The sequence below is a fragment of the Stenotrophomonas maltophilia genome (assembly GCF_047782825.1).
In the GTDB taxonomy this organism is placed as follows: Bacteria; Pseudomonadota; Gammaproteobacteria; order Xanthomonadales; family Xanthomonadaceae; genus Stenotrophomonas.
Genome location: NZ_CP180589.1, coordinates 3,327,501 through 3,346,547 on the forward strand (window position 1 = coordinate 3,327,501; position 19,047 = coordinate 3,346,547).

Consider the following 19,047-nt stretch of genomic DNA (forward strand, 5'->3'; position numbering starts at 1 on the left):
CGGTGGTTCGAGTCCTCCCAGACCCACCATTCTCTGAATGACGCATACATTCGATCTTATATACGCATCGGCACTGTGGCCGGTACGTGTTCTTTTAAAACTTGTGACGTAGCGAGCGTTTGAGATGTTCTATCAGACGTGTCGTGAGGCTAAGGCGAGAGACATAAGTCTCTTTATTAATTGAGTCGTTATATTCGTATCCGGGCTTTGTACCCCCGGGTCATGTATAACCCAAGGCAACTTGCGGTTATATGGTCAAGCGAATAAGCGCACACGGTGGATGCCTTGGCGGTCAGAGGCGATGAAGGACGTGGCAGCCTGCGAAAAGTATCGGGGAGCTGGCAACAAGCTTTGATCCGGTAATGTCCGAATGGGGAAACCCACCCGCTTGCGGGTATCCTGCAGTGAATACATAGCTGCTGGAAGCGAACCTGGTGAACTGAAATATCTAAGTAACCAGAGGAAAAGAAATCAACCGAGATTCCGTAAGTAGCGACGAGCGAACGCGGACTAGCCCTTAAGCTGATTTGGTTCTAGGAAAACACTCTGGAAAGAGTGGCCATAGAAGGTGATAGCCCTGTATCTGAAAGGGCCATTTCAGTGAAGACGAGTAGGGCGGGGCACGTGAAACCCTGTCTGAACATGGGGGGACCATCCTCCAAGGCTAAATACTACTGACCGACCGATAGTGAACCAGTACCGTGAGGGAAAGGCGAAAAGAACCCCGGAGAGGGGAGTGAAATAGATCCTGAAACCGTGTGCGTACAAGCAGTAGGAGCTCCGCAAGGAGTGACTGCGTACCTTTTGTATAATGGGTCAGCGACTTACTGTTCGTGGCAAGCTTAACCGTATAGGGGAGGCGAAGGGAAACCGAGTCTGATAAGGGCGCATAGTCGCGGGCAGTAGACCCGAAACCGGGTGATCTAGTCATGGCCAGGGTGAAGGTGCCGTAACAGGTACTGGAGGCCCGAACCCACGTCTGTTGCAAAAGACGGGGATGAGCTGTGATTAGGAGTGAAAAGCTAATCGAACCCGGAGATAGCTGGTTCTCCTCGAAAGCTATTTAGGTAGCGCCTCATATGTATCCTCTCGGGGGTAGAGCACTGTTATGGCTAGGGGGTCATCGCGACTTACCAAACCATTGCAAACTCCGAATACCGAGACGGACTGTATGGGAGACACACGGCGGGTGCTAACGTCCGTCGTGAAAAGGGAAACAACCCAGACCCACAGCTAAGGTCCCAAATTTTGTGCTAAGTGGAAAACCATGTGGAAAGGCACAGACAGCCAGGAGGTTGGCTTAGAAGCAGCCACCCTTTAAAGAAAGCGTAATAGCTCACTGGTCGAGTCGGTCTGCGGGGAAGATTTAACGGGGCTAAGCACAGAACCGAAGCTTGGGGTGCATACTTTGTATGCGCGGTAGAGGAGCGTTCCGTAAGCCGTTGAAGGTGGATTGAGAAGTCTGCTGGAGGTATCGGAAGTGCGAATGCTGACATGAGTAACGATAATGCGGGTGAAAAACCCGCACGCCGAAAGCCCAAGGTTTCCTTGCGCAACGTTAATCGGCGCAGGGTGAGTCGGCCCCTAAGGCGAGGACGAAAGTCGTAGTCGATGGGAAGCAGGTTAATATTCCTGCACCTCGCGTAAGTGCGATGGAGGGACGGAGAAGGTTAGGTGTACCAGGCGTTGGTTGTCCTGGGGAAAGGCGGTAGGTTTGGATCTTTGGCAAATCCGGGATCCTTTAAGACCGAGCACCGAGACGAGCCTTTATGGCGAAGTCACTGATACCACGCTTCCAGGAAAAGCTCCTAAGCTTCAGCTTACGCAGACCGTACCGTAAACCGACACAGGTGGGTAGGATGAGAATTCTCAGGCGCTTGAGAGAACTCGGGTGAAGGAACTAGGCAACATGGCACCGTAACTTCGGGAGAAGGTGCACCCTTTTTGGTGGCTCGTGCGAGCTATAGCTGAAGAGGGTCGCAGTAACCAGGCCGCTGCGACTGTTTATCAAAAACACAGCACTCTGCAAACACGAAAGTGGACGTATAGGGTGTGACGCCTGCCCGGTGCTGGAAGGTTAATTGATGGGGTCAGCCGCAAGGCGAAGCTCTTGATCGAAGCCCCAGTAAACGGCGGCCGTAACTATAACGGTCCTAAGGTAGCGAAATTCCTTGTCGGGTAAGTTCCGACCTGCACGAATGGCGTAACGACAGCGGCGCTGTCTCCACCCGAGACTCAGTGAAATTGAAATCGCTGTGAAGATGCAGCGTTCCCGTGGCAAGACGGAAAGACCCCGTGAACCTTTACTATAGCTTTACACTGAACGTTGAGTTCGTCTGTGTAGGATAGGTGGGAGGCTATGAAACTGTGGCGCTAGCTGCAGCGGAGCCATCCTTGAAATACCACCCTGTCGTGCTTGACGTTCTAACCTGGGCCCATTATCTGGGTCGGGGACCGTGTATGGTGGGTAGTTTGACTGGGGCGGTCTCCTCCTAAAGAGTAACGGAGGAGCTCGAAGGTACGCTCAGCGCGGTCGGACATCGCGCACTGTGTGCAAAGGCATAAGCGTGCTTGACTGCAAGATCGACGGATCAAGCAGGTAGGAAACTAGGACTTAGTGATCCGGTGGTTCTGTATGGAAGGGCCATCGCTCAACGGATAAAAGGTACTCCGGGGATAACAGGCTGATACCGCCCAAGAGTTCATATCGACGGCGGTGTTTGGCACCTCGATGTCGGCTCATCACATCCTGGGGCTGTAGTCGGTCCCAAGGGTATGGCTGTTCGCCATTTAAAGTGGTACGCGAGCTGGGTTCAGAACGTCGTGAGACAGTTCGGTCCCTATCTGCCATGGGCGTTGGAGATTTGAGAGGGGCTGCTCCTAGTACGAGAGGACCGGAGTGGACGAACCTCTGGTGTTCCGGTTGTCACGCCAGTGGCATTGCCGGGTAGCTATGTTCGGAAGCGATAACCGCTGAAAGCATCTAAGCGGGAAGCGCGCCTCAAGATGAGATCTCCCGGGGCACAAGCCCCCTGAAGGAACCATATAGACTATGTGGTTGATAGGTCAGGTGTGTAAGTACAGCAATGTATTGAGCTAACTGATACTAATGATCCGTGTGGCTTGACCATATAACCTCAAGTTGCCTTGGCTTTACGACAGCGTCGTAAGAGCATCCAAGTGCACGCTACGTCACAAGAACTATGCGAGGCTGGCGCCTTGTCCCCCGGGACGAGTGCGACTCTCCAAAAGCCTCCCTGGTGAAATTAGCGCTGTGGAACCACCCGATCCCATCCCGAACTCGGAAGTGAAACGCAGCTGCGCCGATGGTAGTGTGGCTCAAGCCATGCGAGAGTAGGTCATCGCCAGGGTTTATACCCAAAAACCCCGCTGCATGCGCAGCGGGGTTTTTTCTTTGTGCCTGGAAATGCAGGTAATGCCGGCCGCCGGCCGGCAACCCATGGACTCCACTGCGGGCGGATGCGTAGATCCACGCCCTGCGTGGATAGAGTGGTTCCTGCGAAGAACAGTGCCAACCAAGGTTGGCACCCACCAACAGCGGGCCGGTTGGCACCCATCAACAGCGGGGCGATTGCCAACCACCCAATGCGGTAGTGCCGGCCGCGGGCCGGCAACCCATGGACTCTGCCCCCGGCGGATGCATAGATCCACGCCATGCGTGGATGCAGTGTTCGCGCGAAGAGCGGTGCCAACCAAGGTTGGCACCCACCAACAGCGGGGCGGTCATCCCCAACCAACAGCCAATGCCTGGCCTACCCCGGTCAATCGACCAGGGCGAGCCCTCGCTGCTCCTGCTGCCCAAACACCGACACCGCCTGCGTCAGTACGCCCGCCTGCGACTGCAGTTCGCGTGCCGCGGCCATGGCCTCTTCCACCAGCGCGGCGTTCTGCTGCGTGGCGTGGTCCATCTGCACCACGGTCTGGTTGATCTGCTCGATGCCAGTCGACTGCTCCTGCGATGCCGCGGAAATCTCCTGCATCAGCGCGCTGACACTCTGCACCCCGCCCACGATGCCCTGCATGCGCTGCCCGGCATCGGCCACCAGCTGGGCGCCGGCGCTGACCTGGTGTCCGGCTTCATCGATCAGCTTCTTGATCTCCTGCGCCGCAGCGGCTGACCGCTGCGCCAGCACGCGTACTTCGCTGGCGACCACGGCAAACCCGCGCCCCTGTTCGCCGGCACGCGCGGCTTCCACTGCGGCGTTCAGGGCCAGGATGTTGGTCTGGAAGGCGATGCCATCGATCACGCCGGTGATGTCACCGATCCGGCGCGAGGCGGCTTCGATCGCCTGCATGGTGTCGACCACGCGCTGCATGGCCTGGTTGCCCTCATGGGCTGCGCCCTGGGTGGTCGCGGCCAGATCGCTGGCCTGGCGGGCATGGCTGGCGTTCTGGCGCACGGTCGAGGTCAGTTCCTCCATGGACGCCGCGGTTTCCTGCAGATGCGTGGCCTGGCGCTCGCTGCGCTCGGACAGCGCACCATTGCCTGCGGCGATCTCGCCTGCGGCCGTGCTGATGGCTGCGGCACTGTGCTGGATATGCCCGACCATGCGCGACAGCTGCTGGGCGGTGGCGTTGGCATCGCGCTGGATGGCGGCGAACGCCCCCTGATGCTCGCCCTGCATGCGCCGATCAAGATCGCCCTGGGCCAGGGCGGACAGCATCTGCCGGACCTCGTCGACGGTGGCGCCCACCGTGGCCAGCAACTGGTTGATGCCCCCGGTCAGGCCATCCAGGAAGCTGACGCCTTCGCTGGCCTGCAGGCGCTGGTCGAGATCACCGGCGGCAGCGGCGGCGACGATGCCGGCGACCGCATTCTCCAGGGTCAGTTCGTGGGTGCGGTCATGCCATTCCACGGCAAAGCCCAGGCGCGCGCCCTGCGCGTCGAACACCGGGGTGACCACCTGCGCGAAGTGCACCGGGCCGATCTGCACCTTGCCGTTGTGGGTCACCTGCAGGGTGTTGAGGATGGCGCGGATACGGTCGGGATTGGCATGGAAGCGATGGATGCTGCTGCCGACCAGCTGGTCGACATCGAAATCGGGGAAGGCCTGGCGCAGCGTTGCCTGCTGGTTGCGCAGCAGGGCGACCACCGAGCGGTTCACGTAGCGGATCACATGGTCGTTGTCGGCAATCATCAAGGCCGTGCGCGAGACGTCCAGCGCCTGGCGGATCTGCGCATTCTCGGCGTGCGCCTGTGCCTGCCGCCCACGCTGTGCCTGCACGTGACGGGCGGTATCGGCCAGCGCGTGGGCCAGCGAACCCGGTGCGTAGTCCTGCACATTGCTGTGTGCGGACAGATCGGCGCCGGTGGCGATGTCGCGGGCCAGCGCGGCCAGCCGCCGCGGGCCATGCCCCAATGCTTCGCTCTGCTGGCGCAGGCGTGCAGCGATCTGCCCGAGCAGCAGGGTCAGTACCAGCAACGACAGCGCATGCAGCAGGGCGGGCGCCATCGCCGCCCCCTGCACCCACCACGGCAGCAGCGATGCCAACACCGCGACACCGCCCGCCAGCCACAGCGGCCGGCGATCACGATGGCCGAGCAGCACGCCCAGCAGCAGGGCCGAAGGCAGGGCGGGATCCATGCCGGCCACATGGCAGAGCAGCGCCAGCTGCAACGCGACCAGCACCGCCAGGCCATTGCGTGCCAGCGGGCGACCGGCACACCCCACGACCAGGCCGGCACAGGGCACGACAACGGCCGCTGCCAGCGTGGCGGCACTGCCGCCATGGCCCGTCACGGCCAGGCCGATGCCGGCGATGGCCAGCGCGGCACTGCCCAGCAGCAGGCGGTGATCCGCGCTGCGCGCCAGCTGTTGCAGATAGGGAAGGCGGCCCTGAGCGGGCGGACGGGGAGATGCAGCGGACATCGACGACTCCTGGATCAACGAACAGCAACGACCGCGCGCGCCGACACGCGCAGAGGCGTGGCAGCGGCGGGATCAGGACATGCGGGAAATGCGGCGCGCAGGGCGACGCGGCAGACGGGCACCGGGGCCACGTCCTGTGGTTGGCGGTGCGGTGGGGCGGGCATGCGGGCTTCCTTGCAGAACCAAGAACACGCCGCAGGCCCGACCGGGCCCGCGTGCTGCGGGCGCAGGGGCCCGCAACTGTTCTATCGGCTGCAGGCGCGCGGAGTGAAGCGCGCGGTGCCGGTGCTGCTCAGCTGGCGTTCGGCCCGCTCACGCTGGCCGGCCTGCCGTCAGCCAGTGGCGTTGGAACCGGCAAGGAACGCATTGATGACTGCCGCGATCTGCTGCGGCTGTTCCATATGCAGATGGTGGTTGCCCGGGAACACCGACAGGCGCCCATCGCGCAGGTGCTGCAGGCGTTGGCTGCGGCCCGGCTCGGGATAGTAGGACTGGGCCGGCGTGGCGTAGATCACCTGGGTGGGGCAGGCGATGGCCTGCAGCAGGTTGTCGATCTGGCCTTCGCTGAGGCGGATGGCGGTGGGCAGCATCAGCCGTGGGTCGCTGCACCAGCGGTAGCCGCCTTCCACCGGCTCGACCCCCCGTTCGACCAGCAGACGGGCACAGCCCTCGCTGAGCTGGTTGGTCATCATCCGCGCGCGGATCGGCGCGGCCAGGTCGGGGAACACGCGCAGCTGCTTGCGGGCCAGGGCACGGGTGGCATTGACGTGTTCGCGCAGGCGATTGGCGGTCTCGTCCTCGGGCCCGCGCAGCCCGCCGAGTGCTTCGATGGCGATCAGCCGTTCGACGCGGTCGCTGACGGCGGCGGTGAGGCTGGCGATGCCGGCGCCCATCGAGTGGCCCATCAGGGTGAAGCGGTCCCAGCCCAGGGCATCGGCGACATCCAGCACATGGGTGATCGCAGCGGGCGTGGTGTAGACCGCGCCGGCGGGCAGGTGGGCGCTGTGGCCATGGCCCGGCAGGTCGATGGCCACCAGGTCCAGGTCCGGCAGGTGGGGCGCCAGCGGCACGAAGCTGGAGGCGTTATCCAGCCAGCCATGCAACGCAAGCACGCGGGTCGCGCCGGCGCGGCCGCTGCGGAGGCCGGCCACGCGCGCGCCGGCGATGTCCATCTGGAACGACTGCAGGCTCATGCCAGCGACGCCACGGCCAGCCGCGCCAGGGCACGGGCGTGTTCGGGGTCGGCATTCAGGCACGGGATGTAGCGCATCGTCGCGCCGCGCTCGGCCAGCGTCTCGGTGAAGCCCATGGCCACTTCTTCCAGGGTTTCCAGGCAGTCGGTGGCAAAGCCCGGGCAGACCACGTCGATCTGCTTCACGCCCGATTCGGCCAGGGCCCACAGGCTGGGTTCGGCATAGGGCTGCAGCCAGCGTTCGCGGCCGAAACGCGACTGGTAGCCGAGCTGCCACTCATTGGCCGCCAGGCCCAGTGCCTGGGCGATGGCCTGCGCGCTGGCTTCGCAGCGCTGCGGGTAGGGATCACCGGCGTCGGCCAGGCGCTGCGGAATGCCGTGGAAGGAGAACATCAGCGTCTGGCCACGGCCGTGCTGCTGCCAGTAGCGCTGGATGGAGCTGGCAACCGCAGCCACCCAGTCCGGGTCGACCGAATAATCCTGCACCAGGCTGACGGTGATGCCCGGATGGCGGCGCTGCCAGGCATCGACGCGGTCTTCGACCGAGGCGGTGGTGGTGGTGGAGTACTGCGGGTACAGCGGCAGCACCGCGATGCGGCGTACGCCTTCGGCGGCCAGCCGGTCCAGTTCGGCGGTCAATGCCGGTTCGCCGTAGCGCATGGCATGGCGCACGCGCGCGCCGGGCAGCAAGGCCTGCATGGCCTGGGCCAGCTGGCGGGTGTGCACCATCAGCGGCGAACCCTCCGGCAGCCACACCTGGGCGTACTTGGCCGCCGAACGGCCGCTGCGCAACGGCAGGATCAGCCCGCGCAGCAGCGGCTGCCAGAGCAGCGCCGGGATCGAGACCACACGGGGGTCGGACAGGAATTCAGCCAGGTAACGGCGTACGGCGGGGGCCGTCGGCGTCTCGGGCGTGCCTAGGTTGACCGCCAGCACGGCGGTATCGGGTGCGTCGAGCATGGAGCGTATTGTCGCCGATCCCGCGCCGCGCGGTGATGCAGGGTTTGGATGCTGCCGATACAGGGCGCCTATATGAGCAGGCAACGCTCATTGGCTATTCATGACAACACTACTAATTTCAGTCACTTGCTATATCTTCCTATGGACTGACTTCTGGAGCCTGCCATGCGTCGCCCGATCCAAGCCCTGCTGATCGCCGCCAGCCTGCTGTCCAGCCAGGCCATGGCCGGACCGCAGGAAGACCAGCGCGCCCGCAACGCGGTGCGTGTGCTGGCTGAAATCCAGGAAATCCCCGAACAGGGAATTCCGGACAAGTTGCTCGACGAAGGCCGCGCGGTCATCGTCATTCCCGACACGATCAAGGCCGGTCTGGTCATCGGTGGCCGTCGTGGCCATGGCCTGATGTCGGTGCGCATGCCCAATGGCGCCTGGTCCAACCCGGTGTTCATCAAGCTCACCGGCGGCAGCATCGGCTTCCAGGCCGGCGTGCAGTCCTCCGACGTGGTGCTGGTGTTCCGCAACGACCGCAGCCTGGACAATCTGGTCAACGGCAAGTTCACCCTGGGCGCCGATGCCGGCGTGGCCGCCGGTCCGGTGGGCCGCAATGCGGCCGCCGCCACCGACGGCCAGCTGAAGGCCGAGATCTGGTCCTGGTCGCGCGCCCGCGGCCTGTTCGCCGGCGTGGCCCTGGATGGCGCGGTGCTGCAGATCGACGATGCCGCCAACCTGGATGCCTACGGCAGCAACACCACGCCGCGGATGATCTTCGAAGGCCGTTCGGCCGGTTCGCCGTCGATGGACGTGGTCGCCTTCCGCGACCGCCTGGAAGAGGCCACCTACGCCGCGCGCAACAACCGCAACGGCAATGGCGGCACCGCCAGCGCCCCGCCGCCGCCCGCCCCGTCTGCATCGGCGCCTGTTCAGGCACCGCCGGCAGCGCCGGCCGAAGCGACCACCGCGCCGCTGCAGAACGTGCCGCAGAACCCGCCGCCGCAGCAGCAGGGTTTCCAGCCGGTCGGCGACGGTGAGATCCGCACCGAGACGCTGGGCGGCAACTGACTTTCGTCACGCGCGCCGGCTTACAGCCGGTGCGCTATGCTCGACAGCCTGATCACTACGTAACGAGCGTCTTTATGGGCGGTTTGAGCATCTGGCATTGGTTGATTGTCCTGGCCGTGGTTCTGTTGGTGTTCGGCACCAAGCGGCTGACCAGTGGCGCCAAGGATCTCGGCTCGGCGGTGAAGGAATTCAAGAAGGGCATGCGCGACGACGACAAGCCGTCGGCGCAGCTGGGCGACGAGTCGCGCAGCCAGGACGCCTCGCGCACCGCGCAGGACGAGCACGACCGCAACGCGCGTTGATCCGGGGCGGTTGCGGTGTTTGATATTGGTTTCAGCGAACTGCTGGTGATCGCGGTGGTGGCTCTGGTGGTGCTCGGTCCCGAGCGCCTGCCCAAGGCGGCCCGCTTCGCCGGCCTGTGGGTGCGCCGTGCCCGCAACCAGTGGGATTCGGTGAAGCAGGAACTGGAGCGCGAACTGCAGGCCGAAGAGATCAAGCGGCAGATGCAGGACGTGCGCCAGGGCATGCAGGACACCGAGAACCAGCTGCGCGCCAGCGGCGAAGCCGTGCGCCGCGAGGCCGAGCAGGCGCAGCAGCACGGCGACGCGCTGGCGCAGGAAATGCGCGCGCCGGCACCGGCACAGACGCCGCCGCACCTGGCTGACGAGGCCGCAGCGCATGCACCGGCGCAGGACGGCGGTTTCATTCCGCCCACCGCTGCCGAAGTGGAGGCCCCTGTGCCTTCCGACCCCCCGAAGGCCGACGCGCCCACTACCCCGGAGCGCCAGCCATGAGTGATCACGACTTCGGCGAAAGCTCGCTGGTCGAACACCTGGTCGAGCTGCGCGCGCGCCTGATCCGCGCGCTGCTGGGCTTCGGCGTGGTGCTGCTTGGCCTGCTGCCGTTCACCCAGAAGCTGTACAACGCGCTGGCCGAACCGCTGGTATCGCAGCTGCCGAACGGGCAGACGATGATCGCCACCAATCCGGCCGGCGCCTTCTTCGCACCGCTGAAGCTGACCTGCTTCGTGGCGCTGTTCGTGGCCGTGCCCTGGTTGCTGTACCAGCTGTGGGCCTTTGTCGCGCCCGGCCTGTATGCCCGCGAAAAACGCCTGGCCGTGCCGCTGCTGGTGTCGTCGGTGCTGCTGTTCTACACCGGCTGCGCCTTCGCCTACTTCCTGGTGCTGCCGGCGGTGTTCCACTTCCTGACCACCTTCAGCCCGGAAGTGATCGCGATCACGCCCGATGCAAACGCCTACCTGGATTTCGTGCTGGCGATCTTCTTCGCCTTCGGCGGCAGTTTCGAGCTGCCGGTGGCGATGGTGATCCTGGTGCTGCTGGGCTGGGTGACGCCGCAGCAGTTCAAGGAAGGCCGTGGCTACGCGATTGTCGGCATCTTCGTGCTGGCGGCGGTGCTGACCCCGCCGGACGTGGTGTCGCAGCTGATGCTGGCCATTCCGATGTGCCTGCTCTACGAGCTGGGCATCCACGCTGCGCGCTGGCTGGTGCCGTCTTCGGTGGTGAAGAAGCCGGCGGCGTGATGCGGCAACGCCGGGCAGGGCCCGGCGCTGCCCGGCTCAGGCATGGAAGACGTCGCTGCCGCTTTCAGCAACGTCCTGCACGCGGCCGCGGTGCACGAACATCTGCTTCCAGGCCGCGTAGACCGCGCCCATGTACAGCGGCAGGAACACCGTATAGGTGATGACCTGGCCGAGGAATGCCGCGAACATCGGCCCCGCCACCAGCATCGCCACGGCGGTGAGGATGCTAAGGCCGAGGTAGGCGAAGAACACGGTGATCAGGCCCAACAGGCTGAACACCAGCACCGCACCGATGTTCTCGATGCAGCCCTGCAGGCTCAGGCGCAGCGCATGCATGCCGCTCTGGCGGTCGAACACCACCAGCGCCGGCTGGGTGAACATGGCCATCACCAGCGCCACCAGCGTAATGGTCACCAGCACCAGCCACAGCAGGATGCGCTTGACCGGCAGGTCGGCCATCAGTGCGATGGCCTGCTCGTTGCTCATGGTCTGCCCGCTCTGGGCCAGCACCTGCATCTGCGACCAGGCTTCACCGAAAGCCTTGAAGCCCTGCGGGCCGATCATGGCGTACAGCAGCGCACCCAGCAGGATGATGGCCAGCGCGTAGATCGCCATCGGCACCAGCAGGTGGCTGACGCGGTGGTTGCGGATGGGCTGCAGCAGGTGCGACGGCGTGGCCTGGCGGCCGTGGTCGACTTCCCCCACGGCGTACAGCATGCCGCCGATCAGCAGCGGTGCGATGGCCAGCGACAGGACCTGCACGAACAGGCCGATGAAGCTGGGCAGCACGATCGCCAGCAGGGTGGCCAGCCAGGTCACCGCCATTCCGAGCAGGCCCAGCCGGGCCAGCTGCAGGGGCACGCGGCCGTACATGGTGAACGTGTCCAGCAACCATTGGGCGCCCGCCGAGGCTGGCAGCTTGCGAATCTCTTTCATGGACATCCGAAGGGACAGGGGGGAGGGCACGCGGCCCCACTGCGGCGGATTATCCCTGTTTTGCGACGGCCGCACCTGAAGCAAGCCGGGCCTGGCGCACGAATCGGCGCAACAGCTGGCGGGCCAGGGGCGCGGCACTGACCGCGCGCTCGATGCTGCGTGCGCAGCCGCCGTGGCGGCCGATGCAATCGGCACGGGCGCGGATGTAGCCACGCATGTGGTGGGTGGCGAATTCGGGATGGAACTGCACGCCCCAGGCCTGGCGGCCCCAGCGGAAGGCATGGCAGCCGTCCAGCGGCGAGCGCGCCAGCACGGCCGCACCCTCGGGTGCGCGCAGCACGGTCTGCAGGTGGGTGGCATGGGCGGCGAAGTGGCTGGGCAGGCCGCCGAACAGCGGATCCTCGGCGGCGGCCGGGTCCAGTGCCAGTTCGATCGTGCCCGATTCGCGCCCGGCCGGGTTGTAGGCCACCTCGCCGCCCAGCGCATGCGCCAGCAGCTGGTGGCCGTAGCAGATGCCGAACACCGGCATGCCAGCGTGGGCGACCTGGCGCAGCCACGCCGCACTGCGTTCGCTCCATTCGGCGTGGTCGGTGACGAAGGCCGCCGAGCCGGTCACCAGCACCCCGGCGTAGTCGCCCGCGTTGGGCAGGGTGTCGCCGTGCTCGACATCCACTACCACCGTTTCGTGTTCTTCCAGCCCGGCGGCGACCCGGATCCAATGCGGGAAGCGCCCGTAGCGGCGCAGTGACGGCACCGGGCGGCCGGTTTCAAGGATCAGGAACGGTGCTGGGTTCATCCGGGGGCGGCAGGACTGACAGGACTTCCTCGATTGTAGTCAGCCCCTGCGCCACCTTTTCAAGCCCGGCCTGGCGCAGGGTTCGCAGTCCTTCAGCACGTGCGGCACGGCTGAAACCGGCCAGATCCATGTCCGAGCGGATCAGCCCGCGCAGCCGCGAACCCAATGGCAGCAACTCATACAGGCCGATGCGGCCGAGGAAACCGGTGCGCCGGCACTCCAGGCAACCGACCGGCCGACAGGGCGTGGCGGCATCTGGATATGCAGCATGGCTATCAGCCAGTACCGCCCAATCGGCCGCGCCCAGGATGTGCGGCTGCTTGCAGTGCGGGCACAGGGTACGCACCAGGCGCTGGGCCAGGATGCCGTTGACGGTGCTGGCCAGCAGGTAGTGCGGCACGCCGATGTCGAGCAGGCGGGTGATGGCCGAGGGCGCGTCGTTGGTGTGCAGGGTGGACAGCACCAGGTGGCCGGTCAGCGAGGCCTGCACCGCCATCTGCGCGGTTTCCAGGTCGCGGATCTCACCGATCATGATGATGTCCGGGTCCTGCCGCAGCAGGGTGCGCACGCCGGCGGCGAAGTCCAGGTCGATGTTGGTCTGCACCTGCATCTGGTTGAATTCGGAGGCGATCATCTCGATCGGATCCTCCACCGTGCAGACGTTGACGTCCGGCGTGGCCAGGCGCTTCAGCGTGGAATACAGCGTGGTGGTCTTGCCCGAGCCGGTGGGGCCGGTGACCAGCACGATGCCGTGCGGGCGCTCGACCAGGGCATTCCAGCCGGCCGCTTCCTGCGGGCTGAAGCCGAGCTGGTCGATGCTCTTGAAGGCCGCATCCGGGTCGAAGATGCGCATCACGCACTTCTCGCCGAAGGCGGTGGGCATGGTCGACAGGCGCATCTCCACTTCGCGGCCACCGGGCGAGCGGGTCTTGATGCGGCCATCCTGCGGCCGCCGGCGCTCGGCCAGGTCCATGCGGCCCAGCACCTTGATGCGGCTGACCACGGCGGTCATCACCGCTGGCGGCACCTCGAACACCTTGTGCAGCACGCCATCGATGCGGAAGCGCATGCGGCCCATCTCACGGCGCGGTTCCAGGTGGATGTCCGAGGCGCGCTGCTCGTAGGCGTACTGCAGCAGCCAGTCGACGATGTGGACGATGTGCTGGTCGTCGGCGTTGACGTCGCCGGTGCGGCCCAGCTCGACCAGCTGCTCGAAGCTGGGCAGGGTGGTATTGGCTTCGCCGCGCACGTCGCCGCGGGCACCGCGCACCGAGCGGGTGACCCCGTAGAACTCCATGGTGTAGCGGTGCAGGTCCAGCGGGTTGACCATCGCCAGTTCGATCTGGCGCCGGGTCAGGTGCTGCAGGTCGCGGCGCCATTCCTGGGCCAGCGGTTCGCTGGTGGCCACCAGCACGCGCTCGGCATCGACGGCCAGCGGCAGGAAGCGGTGGCGGCGCGCATAGGCGTGCGAGGCCAGGGCGGTGACCGAGGCCACGTCCACCCGGGTCGGGTCGATGCGCAGGTAGCGGCAGCCGGTGCGCCGGGCCAGCCATTCGGTCAGGCGTTCCAGGTTCAGTTCGCCGCCCTCGCTGGCGGCCAGCTTGAGGTTGGACAGCAGCACCAGCGGGTGCACTTCGCTGGCATTGCGCGCGCCCTGTGCGGAAAAACGCACGCGTTCGCGGTCCTGCGGCGCGATCAGGCCATCGGCTACCGCCGCGGCGGCCACCTGTTCGAACAGCAGGCGCCCCGGCGGCAACGGGGCCGACGCGTCGGGCGTGCCTGCCGGCAGCCGGTGTTCCATCTGCCTGCTCCTCCCGGGTACGGAATGCCCCGCAGGTCGGCCGTTATACTAGCGCACCCCCTTTGCCGGCCAAGAATCGTCCGCATGTCCGCGACCCCGACCGTTCCGATCACCTTCCAGGGCCTGATCCAGACCCTGAACCAGTTCTGGGCCCAGCAGGGCTGCGTGCTCATCCAGCCGCTCGACCTGGAGGTGGGCGCCGGTACGTTCCACCCGGCCACCTTCCTGCGTGCGATCGGCCCGGAAGGCTGGAACGCGGCCTATGTGCAGCCTTCGCGCCGCCCGACCGACGGCCGCTATGGCGAGAACCCGAACCGCCTGCAGCGCTACTACCAGTACCAGGTGGCGATGAAGCCGGCGCCGGACAACATCCAGCAGCTGTACCTGGATTCGCTGAAGGCGCTGGGCATCGACCCGCTGGTGCATGACCTGCGTTTCGTCGAGGACAACTGGGAATCGCCGACCCTGGGCGCCTGGGGCCTGGGCTGGGAAGTCTGGCTCAACGGCATGGAGGTGACCCAGTTCACCTACTTCCAGCAGGCCGGTGGCCTGGAATGCCGCCCGGTGCTGGGCGAGATCACCTACGGTCTCGAGCGCCTGTGCATGTACCTGCAGAACTGCGACAACGTCTATGACCTGGTCTGGACCTACGGCCCGGATGGCCAGCCGGTGACCTACGGCGACGTCTACCACCAGAACGAGGTGGAGCAGAGCACCTACAACTTCGAACACGCCGACGTGGAAGAAATGTTCCACCGCTTCGACGCGTGCGAGCGCGAGGCGCAGAAGCTGGTGGAAGTGAACCTGCCGCTGCCGGCCTACGAACAGGTGATGAAGGCCAGCCATACCTTCAACCTGCTCGATGCGCGCCGTGCGATCAGCGTGACCGAGCGCCAGCGCTACATCCTGCGCGTGCGCGCGCTGGCCCAGGCGGTGGCCAAGGCCTACTACGAGCAGCGCGAGAAGCTGGGCTTCCCGGGCGCGAAGAAGGCCTGAGGGCCGCTTCCTTCATCACCCACGACTCCGGGGCGCCGGCCGCGTCGCGCGCTGCGCCCCCACCACAGGATTGAAACGATGAGCCAACTGTCCCCCCTGCTGATCGAACTGGGCACCGAAGAACTGCCGGTCAAGGCGCTGCCTGGCCTGGCCCAGGCCTTCTTCGATGGCGTGGTCGACGGCCTGCGCAAGCGCGGCGTCGAACTGGAACTGGGCGATGCGCGCCCGCTGTCGACCCCGCGCCGCCTGGCGGTGCTGCTGCCCGGCGTGGGCCTGGAACAGCCCGAACAGCGCAGCGAAGTGCTGGGCCCGTACCTGAACATCGCGCTGGACGCCGAAGGCCAGCCGACCAAGGCCCTGCAGGGCTTTGCGGCCAAGGCCGGGATCGACTGGACCGCGCTGGAAAAGACCAGCGACAACAAGGGCGAACGCTTCGTGCACCGCGCCGTGAGCCCGGGCGCACGCACTGCCGCGCTGCTGCCGGAGGTGCTGCGCGAGGCGATTGCGGCCATGCCCATTCCCAAGCCGATGCGCTGGGGTAACCACGAGTGGGGCTTCGCCCGCCCGGCACACTGGCTGGTGCTGCTGCACGGTACCGATGTGGTCGAGGCCGAACTGTTCGGCCTGAAGGCCGACCGCATGAGCCGCGGCCACCGCTTCCACCACGACAAGACCGTGTGGCTGAGCCAGCCGCAGGATTACGTGGAATCGCTGCGCGCGGCCAAGGTGCTGGTCGACCCGGCCGAGCGCCGCGAGCGCATCGTGGCCGAAGTCGAGGCCGCTGCGGGTACTGCCGGCGGCAGTGCGCGCATCACCGAAGACAACCTGGAGCAGGTGGTGAACCTGGTCGAGTGGCCGTCGGCCGTGCTGTGCAGCTTCGAGCGCGCGTTCCTGGCGGTGCCGCAGGAAGCGCTGATCGAGACCATGGAGATCAACCAGAAGTTCTTCCCGGTGCTGGATGACAGCGGCAAGCTGACCGAGAAGTTCATCGGCATCGCCAACATCGAATCGAAGGACGTGGCCGAAGTGGCCAAGGGCTACGAGCGCGTGATCCGCCCGCGTTTCGCCGATGCCAAGTTCTTCTTCGATGAAGACCTGAAGCAGGGCCTGGAGTCGATGGGCGAAGGCCTGAAGACGGTGACCTACCAGGCCAAGCTGGGCAGCGTGGCCGACAAGGTGGCGCGCGTGTCGGCGCTGGCCGAAGTGATCGCGGCGCAGGCCGGTGCCGATCCGGTGCTGGCCAAGCGTGCCGCGCAGCTGGCCAAGAACGACCTGCAGTCGCGCATGGTCAATGAATTCCCGGAGCTGCAGGGCATCGCCGGCCGCCACTACGCCGTGGCCGGGGGCGAATCGCCGGACGTGGCGCTGGCCATCGACGAGGCCTACCAGCCGCGCTTCGGTGGCGATGACATCGCGCTGTCGCCGCTGGGCAAGGTGCTGGCCATTGCCGAGCGCGTGGACACCCTGGCCGGCGGTTTCGCCGCTGGTCTGAAGCCGACCGGCAACAAGGACCCGTTCGCCCTGCGCCGCAACGCGCTGGGCCTGGCCCGCACGATCATCGAAAGCGGCTTCGAGCTGGACCTGCGCGCGCTGCTGGCCAGCGCCAACGCCGGCCTGGCCGCGCGCAACGTGCAGGCCGACGTGGGCGAGCTGTACGACTTCATCCTGGACCGCCTGAAGGGCTATTACAGCGACAAGGGCGTGCCGGCCACGCACTTCAACGCAGTGGCCGAGCTGAAGCCGGCCTCGCTGTACGACTTTGACCGCCGCCTGGATGCCATCGGCACCTTCGCGGCCCTGCCGGAAGCCGAGGCGCTGGCAGCGGCCAACAAGCGCATCCGTAACATCCTGCGCAAGGCCGAGGGTGACATCCCGGGCCAGATCGATGCGTCGCTGCTGCAGGAAGACGCCGAGCGCGCGCTGGCCGAAGCGGTCACCGCGGCCATCGACGATACCGGCGCCAGCCTGCACCAGAAGGACTACGTGGCCGTGCTGGCGCGCCTGGCCCGCCTGCGCCCGCAGGTCGATGCGTTCTTCGATGGGGTGATGGTGAATGCCGATGACCCGACGCTGCGGGGCAACCGCCTGGCGCTGCTGACGCTGCTGGGCGAGCGCCTGGGCAAGGTGGCGGCGATCGAGCATCTGTCGAGCTGAACAGAATCAAGGATAGGAGGAAATTCCCTATGGGCTTTGACAAGGATGTCCGCAAACATCTCGGAGACGACGTGGCGGACTACGTCGCTCGCAAGAATCGAGGTGGGGCAAGCGGGAAAAAGGGCGCTCGTTATGAAGATTTCTTCACGGCATATCGAGTTGCGGTGGAGTTGAATTCATTCCTGTGCACAGGGGTAGAGACACCAACCTTTACTCAACAAGGGGAAGCGTTTGTCGATGATCTAATCGTTTGTTGGACAAGTGCTGTAATTCACTACCAATGCAAGAATGCTACGCAGGTCAAATGGGCGAGTGGTGATCACCCCATCGCGGATGACTTTTCGCTGCAGGTACGATTCTGCAAGGCCATGCATCAGACGGAGCCGAAGACGATCCTTGTGGTGGCATGTGAGTCTTTGGAGGCGGACCTGCGGAATGCAATGCCATCTGGCATTGCGGAACACAGCGCTGTGGAGTTTTTCCCATACTGTGAGGGAAGCCTCAACCGCTTGGTCCTCGAGTGTGAAAAGCTGAGGGAGAGCCTCAAAGGTTTGGCGAGGGTTAGCACCCCTTCAGACGACGAGCTCGCGAACGTGCTGGGGGGGCTGGTGATCGCCTTGATTGCCGGGAATGCTGTTGAATCCGGTGAGACTCTCGCTATCAGGGCGCAAGCGCAGTCGCCCCATTTGATAAGGCTCCTGCCGGCACAAAAGGCGAAAATGAGAATTGAAGCCAACTTTACCGGCGTGCTTGATGGGATTCAGGGCCTGGAGTACGGTATGGACAGGGGCTTCTTTTTCTGGAAGGCTTTTGGCATCGATGGTGTGCTCCCTTACAGCTGCATCAGTCCGGAATTTGCAAAGTTCCAGAAGCGGGTGATCACGAGTGCGCCTTCAACTGCGGAAGAATTTGAGGTCCTGACATGAGTAGTCGTCACCTTTCAGAATTCGCGAAGGCGAATCCGGGAATATCGGATCTGCTTGAGGTGCTTGTCAGTGATTCCCCTCCGGACAGATATGGCGAGGTAATGAGGGAGCTCGGCCAGCATCTGGCAAGAGCCATTGCTTCCAAACATCCTTTTCCTGAGGGCTCTGCGAAAGACATCTGCGTAGTGTGCACAGTGGAAGATGCGGACTTTCTGGCCAAGGGCGTACTTGGCGGATTGCAGGACGGAGGGGTTCCCGCTGCCAGGTTGCATCTCTATTGCATCTGGAATGACAAGGTCCGCAATGGGGCCGTGTCGCTGTCGCCGATAAAAAAGAGATATGCAGAGGCATTTGATCAGAGACATGTCGTGTTCGTGGTCGTCAAGTCAATCATTTCTGGCGCATGTGTTGTAAAGACGAATCTGACGCGTGCGCTGTCCGATGCAAAGGATGCGGAGGTGATTGTTGCAGCGCCGGTTATGCTGAAGGGCGCACAGAAACGACTCGCTTCCGAGTTTCCCCCGGGGCTTTCCGATCGTTTTGAGTATGTGTGGTTCGCTGAGGATAACGAGCGTGACGGTGATGTGGTGATCCCCGGGATTGGTGGATTGGTCTATGAACGCTTGGGGATCAAGAATGTTTCCTCTCATATGCCTGAGATCGTCAGAGAGCGCAGAAGAACCCAGTTTGATATGGCCAAATAGGTCACACGACGGGAGTTTGGCCGTAGCTGGCGTGGGCCGGTAGCAAGGGGAGAGGCCTCGTGATCCCCGGGTGCCACTTCGACCAATGCATT

Annotated in this window: 14 protein-coding genes, 1 tRNA gene and 2 rRNA genes (1 of these 17 cut by a window edge); 11 read left to right on the plus strand and 6 right to left on the minus strand. The window is 64.6% G+C overall.

Features of this window, described 5'->3' with window-relative positions; all coding sequences use genetic code 11:
* The 3 genes from ACM2ZB_RS15445 to rrf form a co-directional block, all read left to right on the plus strand.
* Positions 1-29, plus strand: a tRNA-Ile gene (locus ACM2ZB_RS15445) (it extends 48 nt beyond the left edge of the window).
* Between the two features lie 224 nt (positions 30-253).
* A 23S ribosomal RNA gene (locus ACM2ZB_RS15450) occupies positions 254-3,131 on the plus strand.
* A 125-nt stretch (positions 3,132-3,256) separates the two neighbouring features.
* Positions 3,257-3,371: ribosomal RNA gene (rrf, locus tag ACM2ZB_RS15455) — 5S ribosomal RNA — on the plus strand.
* A 411-nt stretch (positions 3,372-3,782) separates the two neighbouring features.
* On the opposite strand, the gene ACM2ZB_RS15460 is transcribed toward rrf, so the two are convergent.
* From ACM2ZB_RS15460 to hemH, 3 genes are all read right to left on the minus strand, one after another.
* A complete protein-coding gene (locus ACM2ZB_RS15460; protein WP_416056096.1) occupies positions 3,783-5,891 on the minus strand; it encodes a methyl-accepting chemotaxis protein in 2,109 nt (702 codons plus the stop codon).
* Between the two features lie 332 nt (positions 5,892-6,223).
* A complete protein-coding gene (locus ACM2ZB_RS15465) occupies positions 6,224-7,084 on the minus strand; it encodes an alpha/beta fold hydrolase (RefSeq protein WP_416056097.1) in 861 nt (286 codons plus the stop codon).
* Positions 7,081-8,043 (minus strand): ferrochelatase, encoded by a 963-nt coding sequence (hemH, locus tag ACM2ZB_RS15470; RefSeq protein WP_416056098.1) that lies wholly within the window; start codon positions 8,041-8,043, stop codon positions 7,081-7,083. The genes ACM2ZB_RS15465 and hemH overlap by 4 nt, the downstream gene beginning before the upstream one ends.
* A gap of 165 nt (positions 8,044-8,208) precedes the next feature.
* Here hemH and ACM2ZB_RS15475 point away from each other — a divergent pair, with 165 nt between their 5' ends.
* The 4 genes from ACM2ZB_RS15475 (at position 8,209) to tatC (ending at position 10,642) form a co-directional block, all read left to right on the plus strand.
* A complete protein-coding gene (locus ACM2ZB_RS15475) occupies positions 8,209-9,102 on the plus strand; it encodes a lipid-binding SYLF domain-containing protein (RefSeq protein ID WP_313436408.1) in 894 nt (297 codons plus the stop codon).
* Between the two features lie 74 nt (positions 9,103-9,176).
* A complete protein-coding gene (gene tatA / locus ACM2ZB_RS15480) occupies positions 9,177-9,404 on the plus strand; it encodes a Sec-independent protein translocase subunit TatA (protein WP_108759268.1) in 228 nt (75 codons plus the stop codon).
* 15 nt (positions 9,405-9,419) lie between these two features.
* On the plus strand, positions 9,420-9,896 hold the full coding sequence (gene tatB / locus ACM2ZB_RS15485; protein ID WP_313436412.1) for a Sec-independent protein translocase protein TatB: 477 nt from the start codon (positions 9,420-9,422) through the stop codon (positions 9,894-9,896).
* Positions 9,893-10,642, plus strand: coding sequence for a twin-arginine translocase subunit TatC (tatC, locus tag ACM2ZB_RS15490; protein WP_313436415.1), 750 nt, complete (start codon positions 9,893-9,895; stop codon positions 10,640-10,642). Before tatB ends, tatC begins: the two co-directional genes overlap by 4 nt.
* A gap of 36 nt (positions 10,643-10,678) precedes the next feature.
* Here the strand turns inward: tatC and ACM2ZB_RS15495 are convergent, their stop codons facing one another.
* From ACM2ZB_RS15495 to ACM2ZB_RS15505, 3 genes are read right to left on the minus strand one after another with little or no spacing between them, the layout of a single operon-like run.
* Positions 10,679-11,578, minus strand: coding sequence for a BPSS1780 family membrane protein (locus ACM2ZB_RS15495; RefSeq protein ID WP_313436418.1), 900 nt, complete (start codon positions 11,576-11,578; stop codon positions 10,679-10,681).
* 49 nt (positions 11,579-11,627) lie between these two features.
* Positions 11,628-12,374 carry a glutamine amidotransferase gene (locus tag ACM2ZB_RS15500; RefSeq protein ID WP_416056099.1) on the minus strand — a complete coding sequence of 249 codons (747 nt, stop codon included), beginning with the start codon at positions 12,372-12,374 and terminating at the stop codon, positions 11,628-11,630.
* Positions 12,346-14,175: a GspE/PulE family protein gene (locus tag ACM2ZB_RS15505; RefSeq protein ID WP_416056100.1), complete on the minus strand. Its 1,830-nt coding sequence runs from the start codon at positions 14,173-14,175 to the stop codon at positions 12,346-12,348. The genes ACM2ZB_RS15500 and ACM2ZB_RS15505 overlap by 29 nt, the downstream gene beginning before the upstream one ends.
* A gap of 84 nt (positions 14,176-14,259) precedes the next feature.
* Between ACM2ZB_RS15505 and glyQ the strand changes: the two genes are divergently transcribed.
* From glyQ to ACM2ZB_RS15525, 4 genes are all read left to right on the plus strand, one after another.
* Positions 14,260-15,171: a glycine--tRNA ligase subunit alpha gene (gene glyQ / locus ACM2ZB_RS15510; protein WP_079224358.1), complete on the plus strand. Its 912-nt coding sequence runs from the start codon at positions 14,260-14,262 to the stop codon at positions 15,169-15,171.
* Between the two features lie 78 nt (positions 15,172-15,249).
* Entirely contained in the window at positions 15,250-17,325 is a 2,076-nt protein-coding gene (glyS, locus tag ACM2ZB_RS15515) for a glycine--tRNA ligase subunit beta (protein WP_416056101.1), read from the plus strand.
* A 29-nt stretch (positions 17,326-17,354) separates the two neighbouring features.
* A complete protein-coding gene (locus tag ACM2ZB_RS15520; protein ID WP_416056102.1) occupies positions 17,355-18,251 on the plus strand; it encodes a hypothetical protein in 897 nt (298 codons plus the stop codon).
* Positions 18,248-18,955, plus strand: coding sequence for a hypothetical protein (locus ACM2ZB_RS15525; RefSeq protein WP_416056103.1), 708 nt, complete (start codon positions 18,248-18,250; stop codon positions 18,953-18,955). The genes ACM2ZB_RS15520 and ACM2ZB_RS15525 overlap by 4 nt, the downstream gene beginning before the upstream one ends.
* Positions 18,956-19,047: the final 92 nt, after the last annotated feature.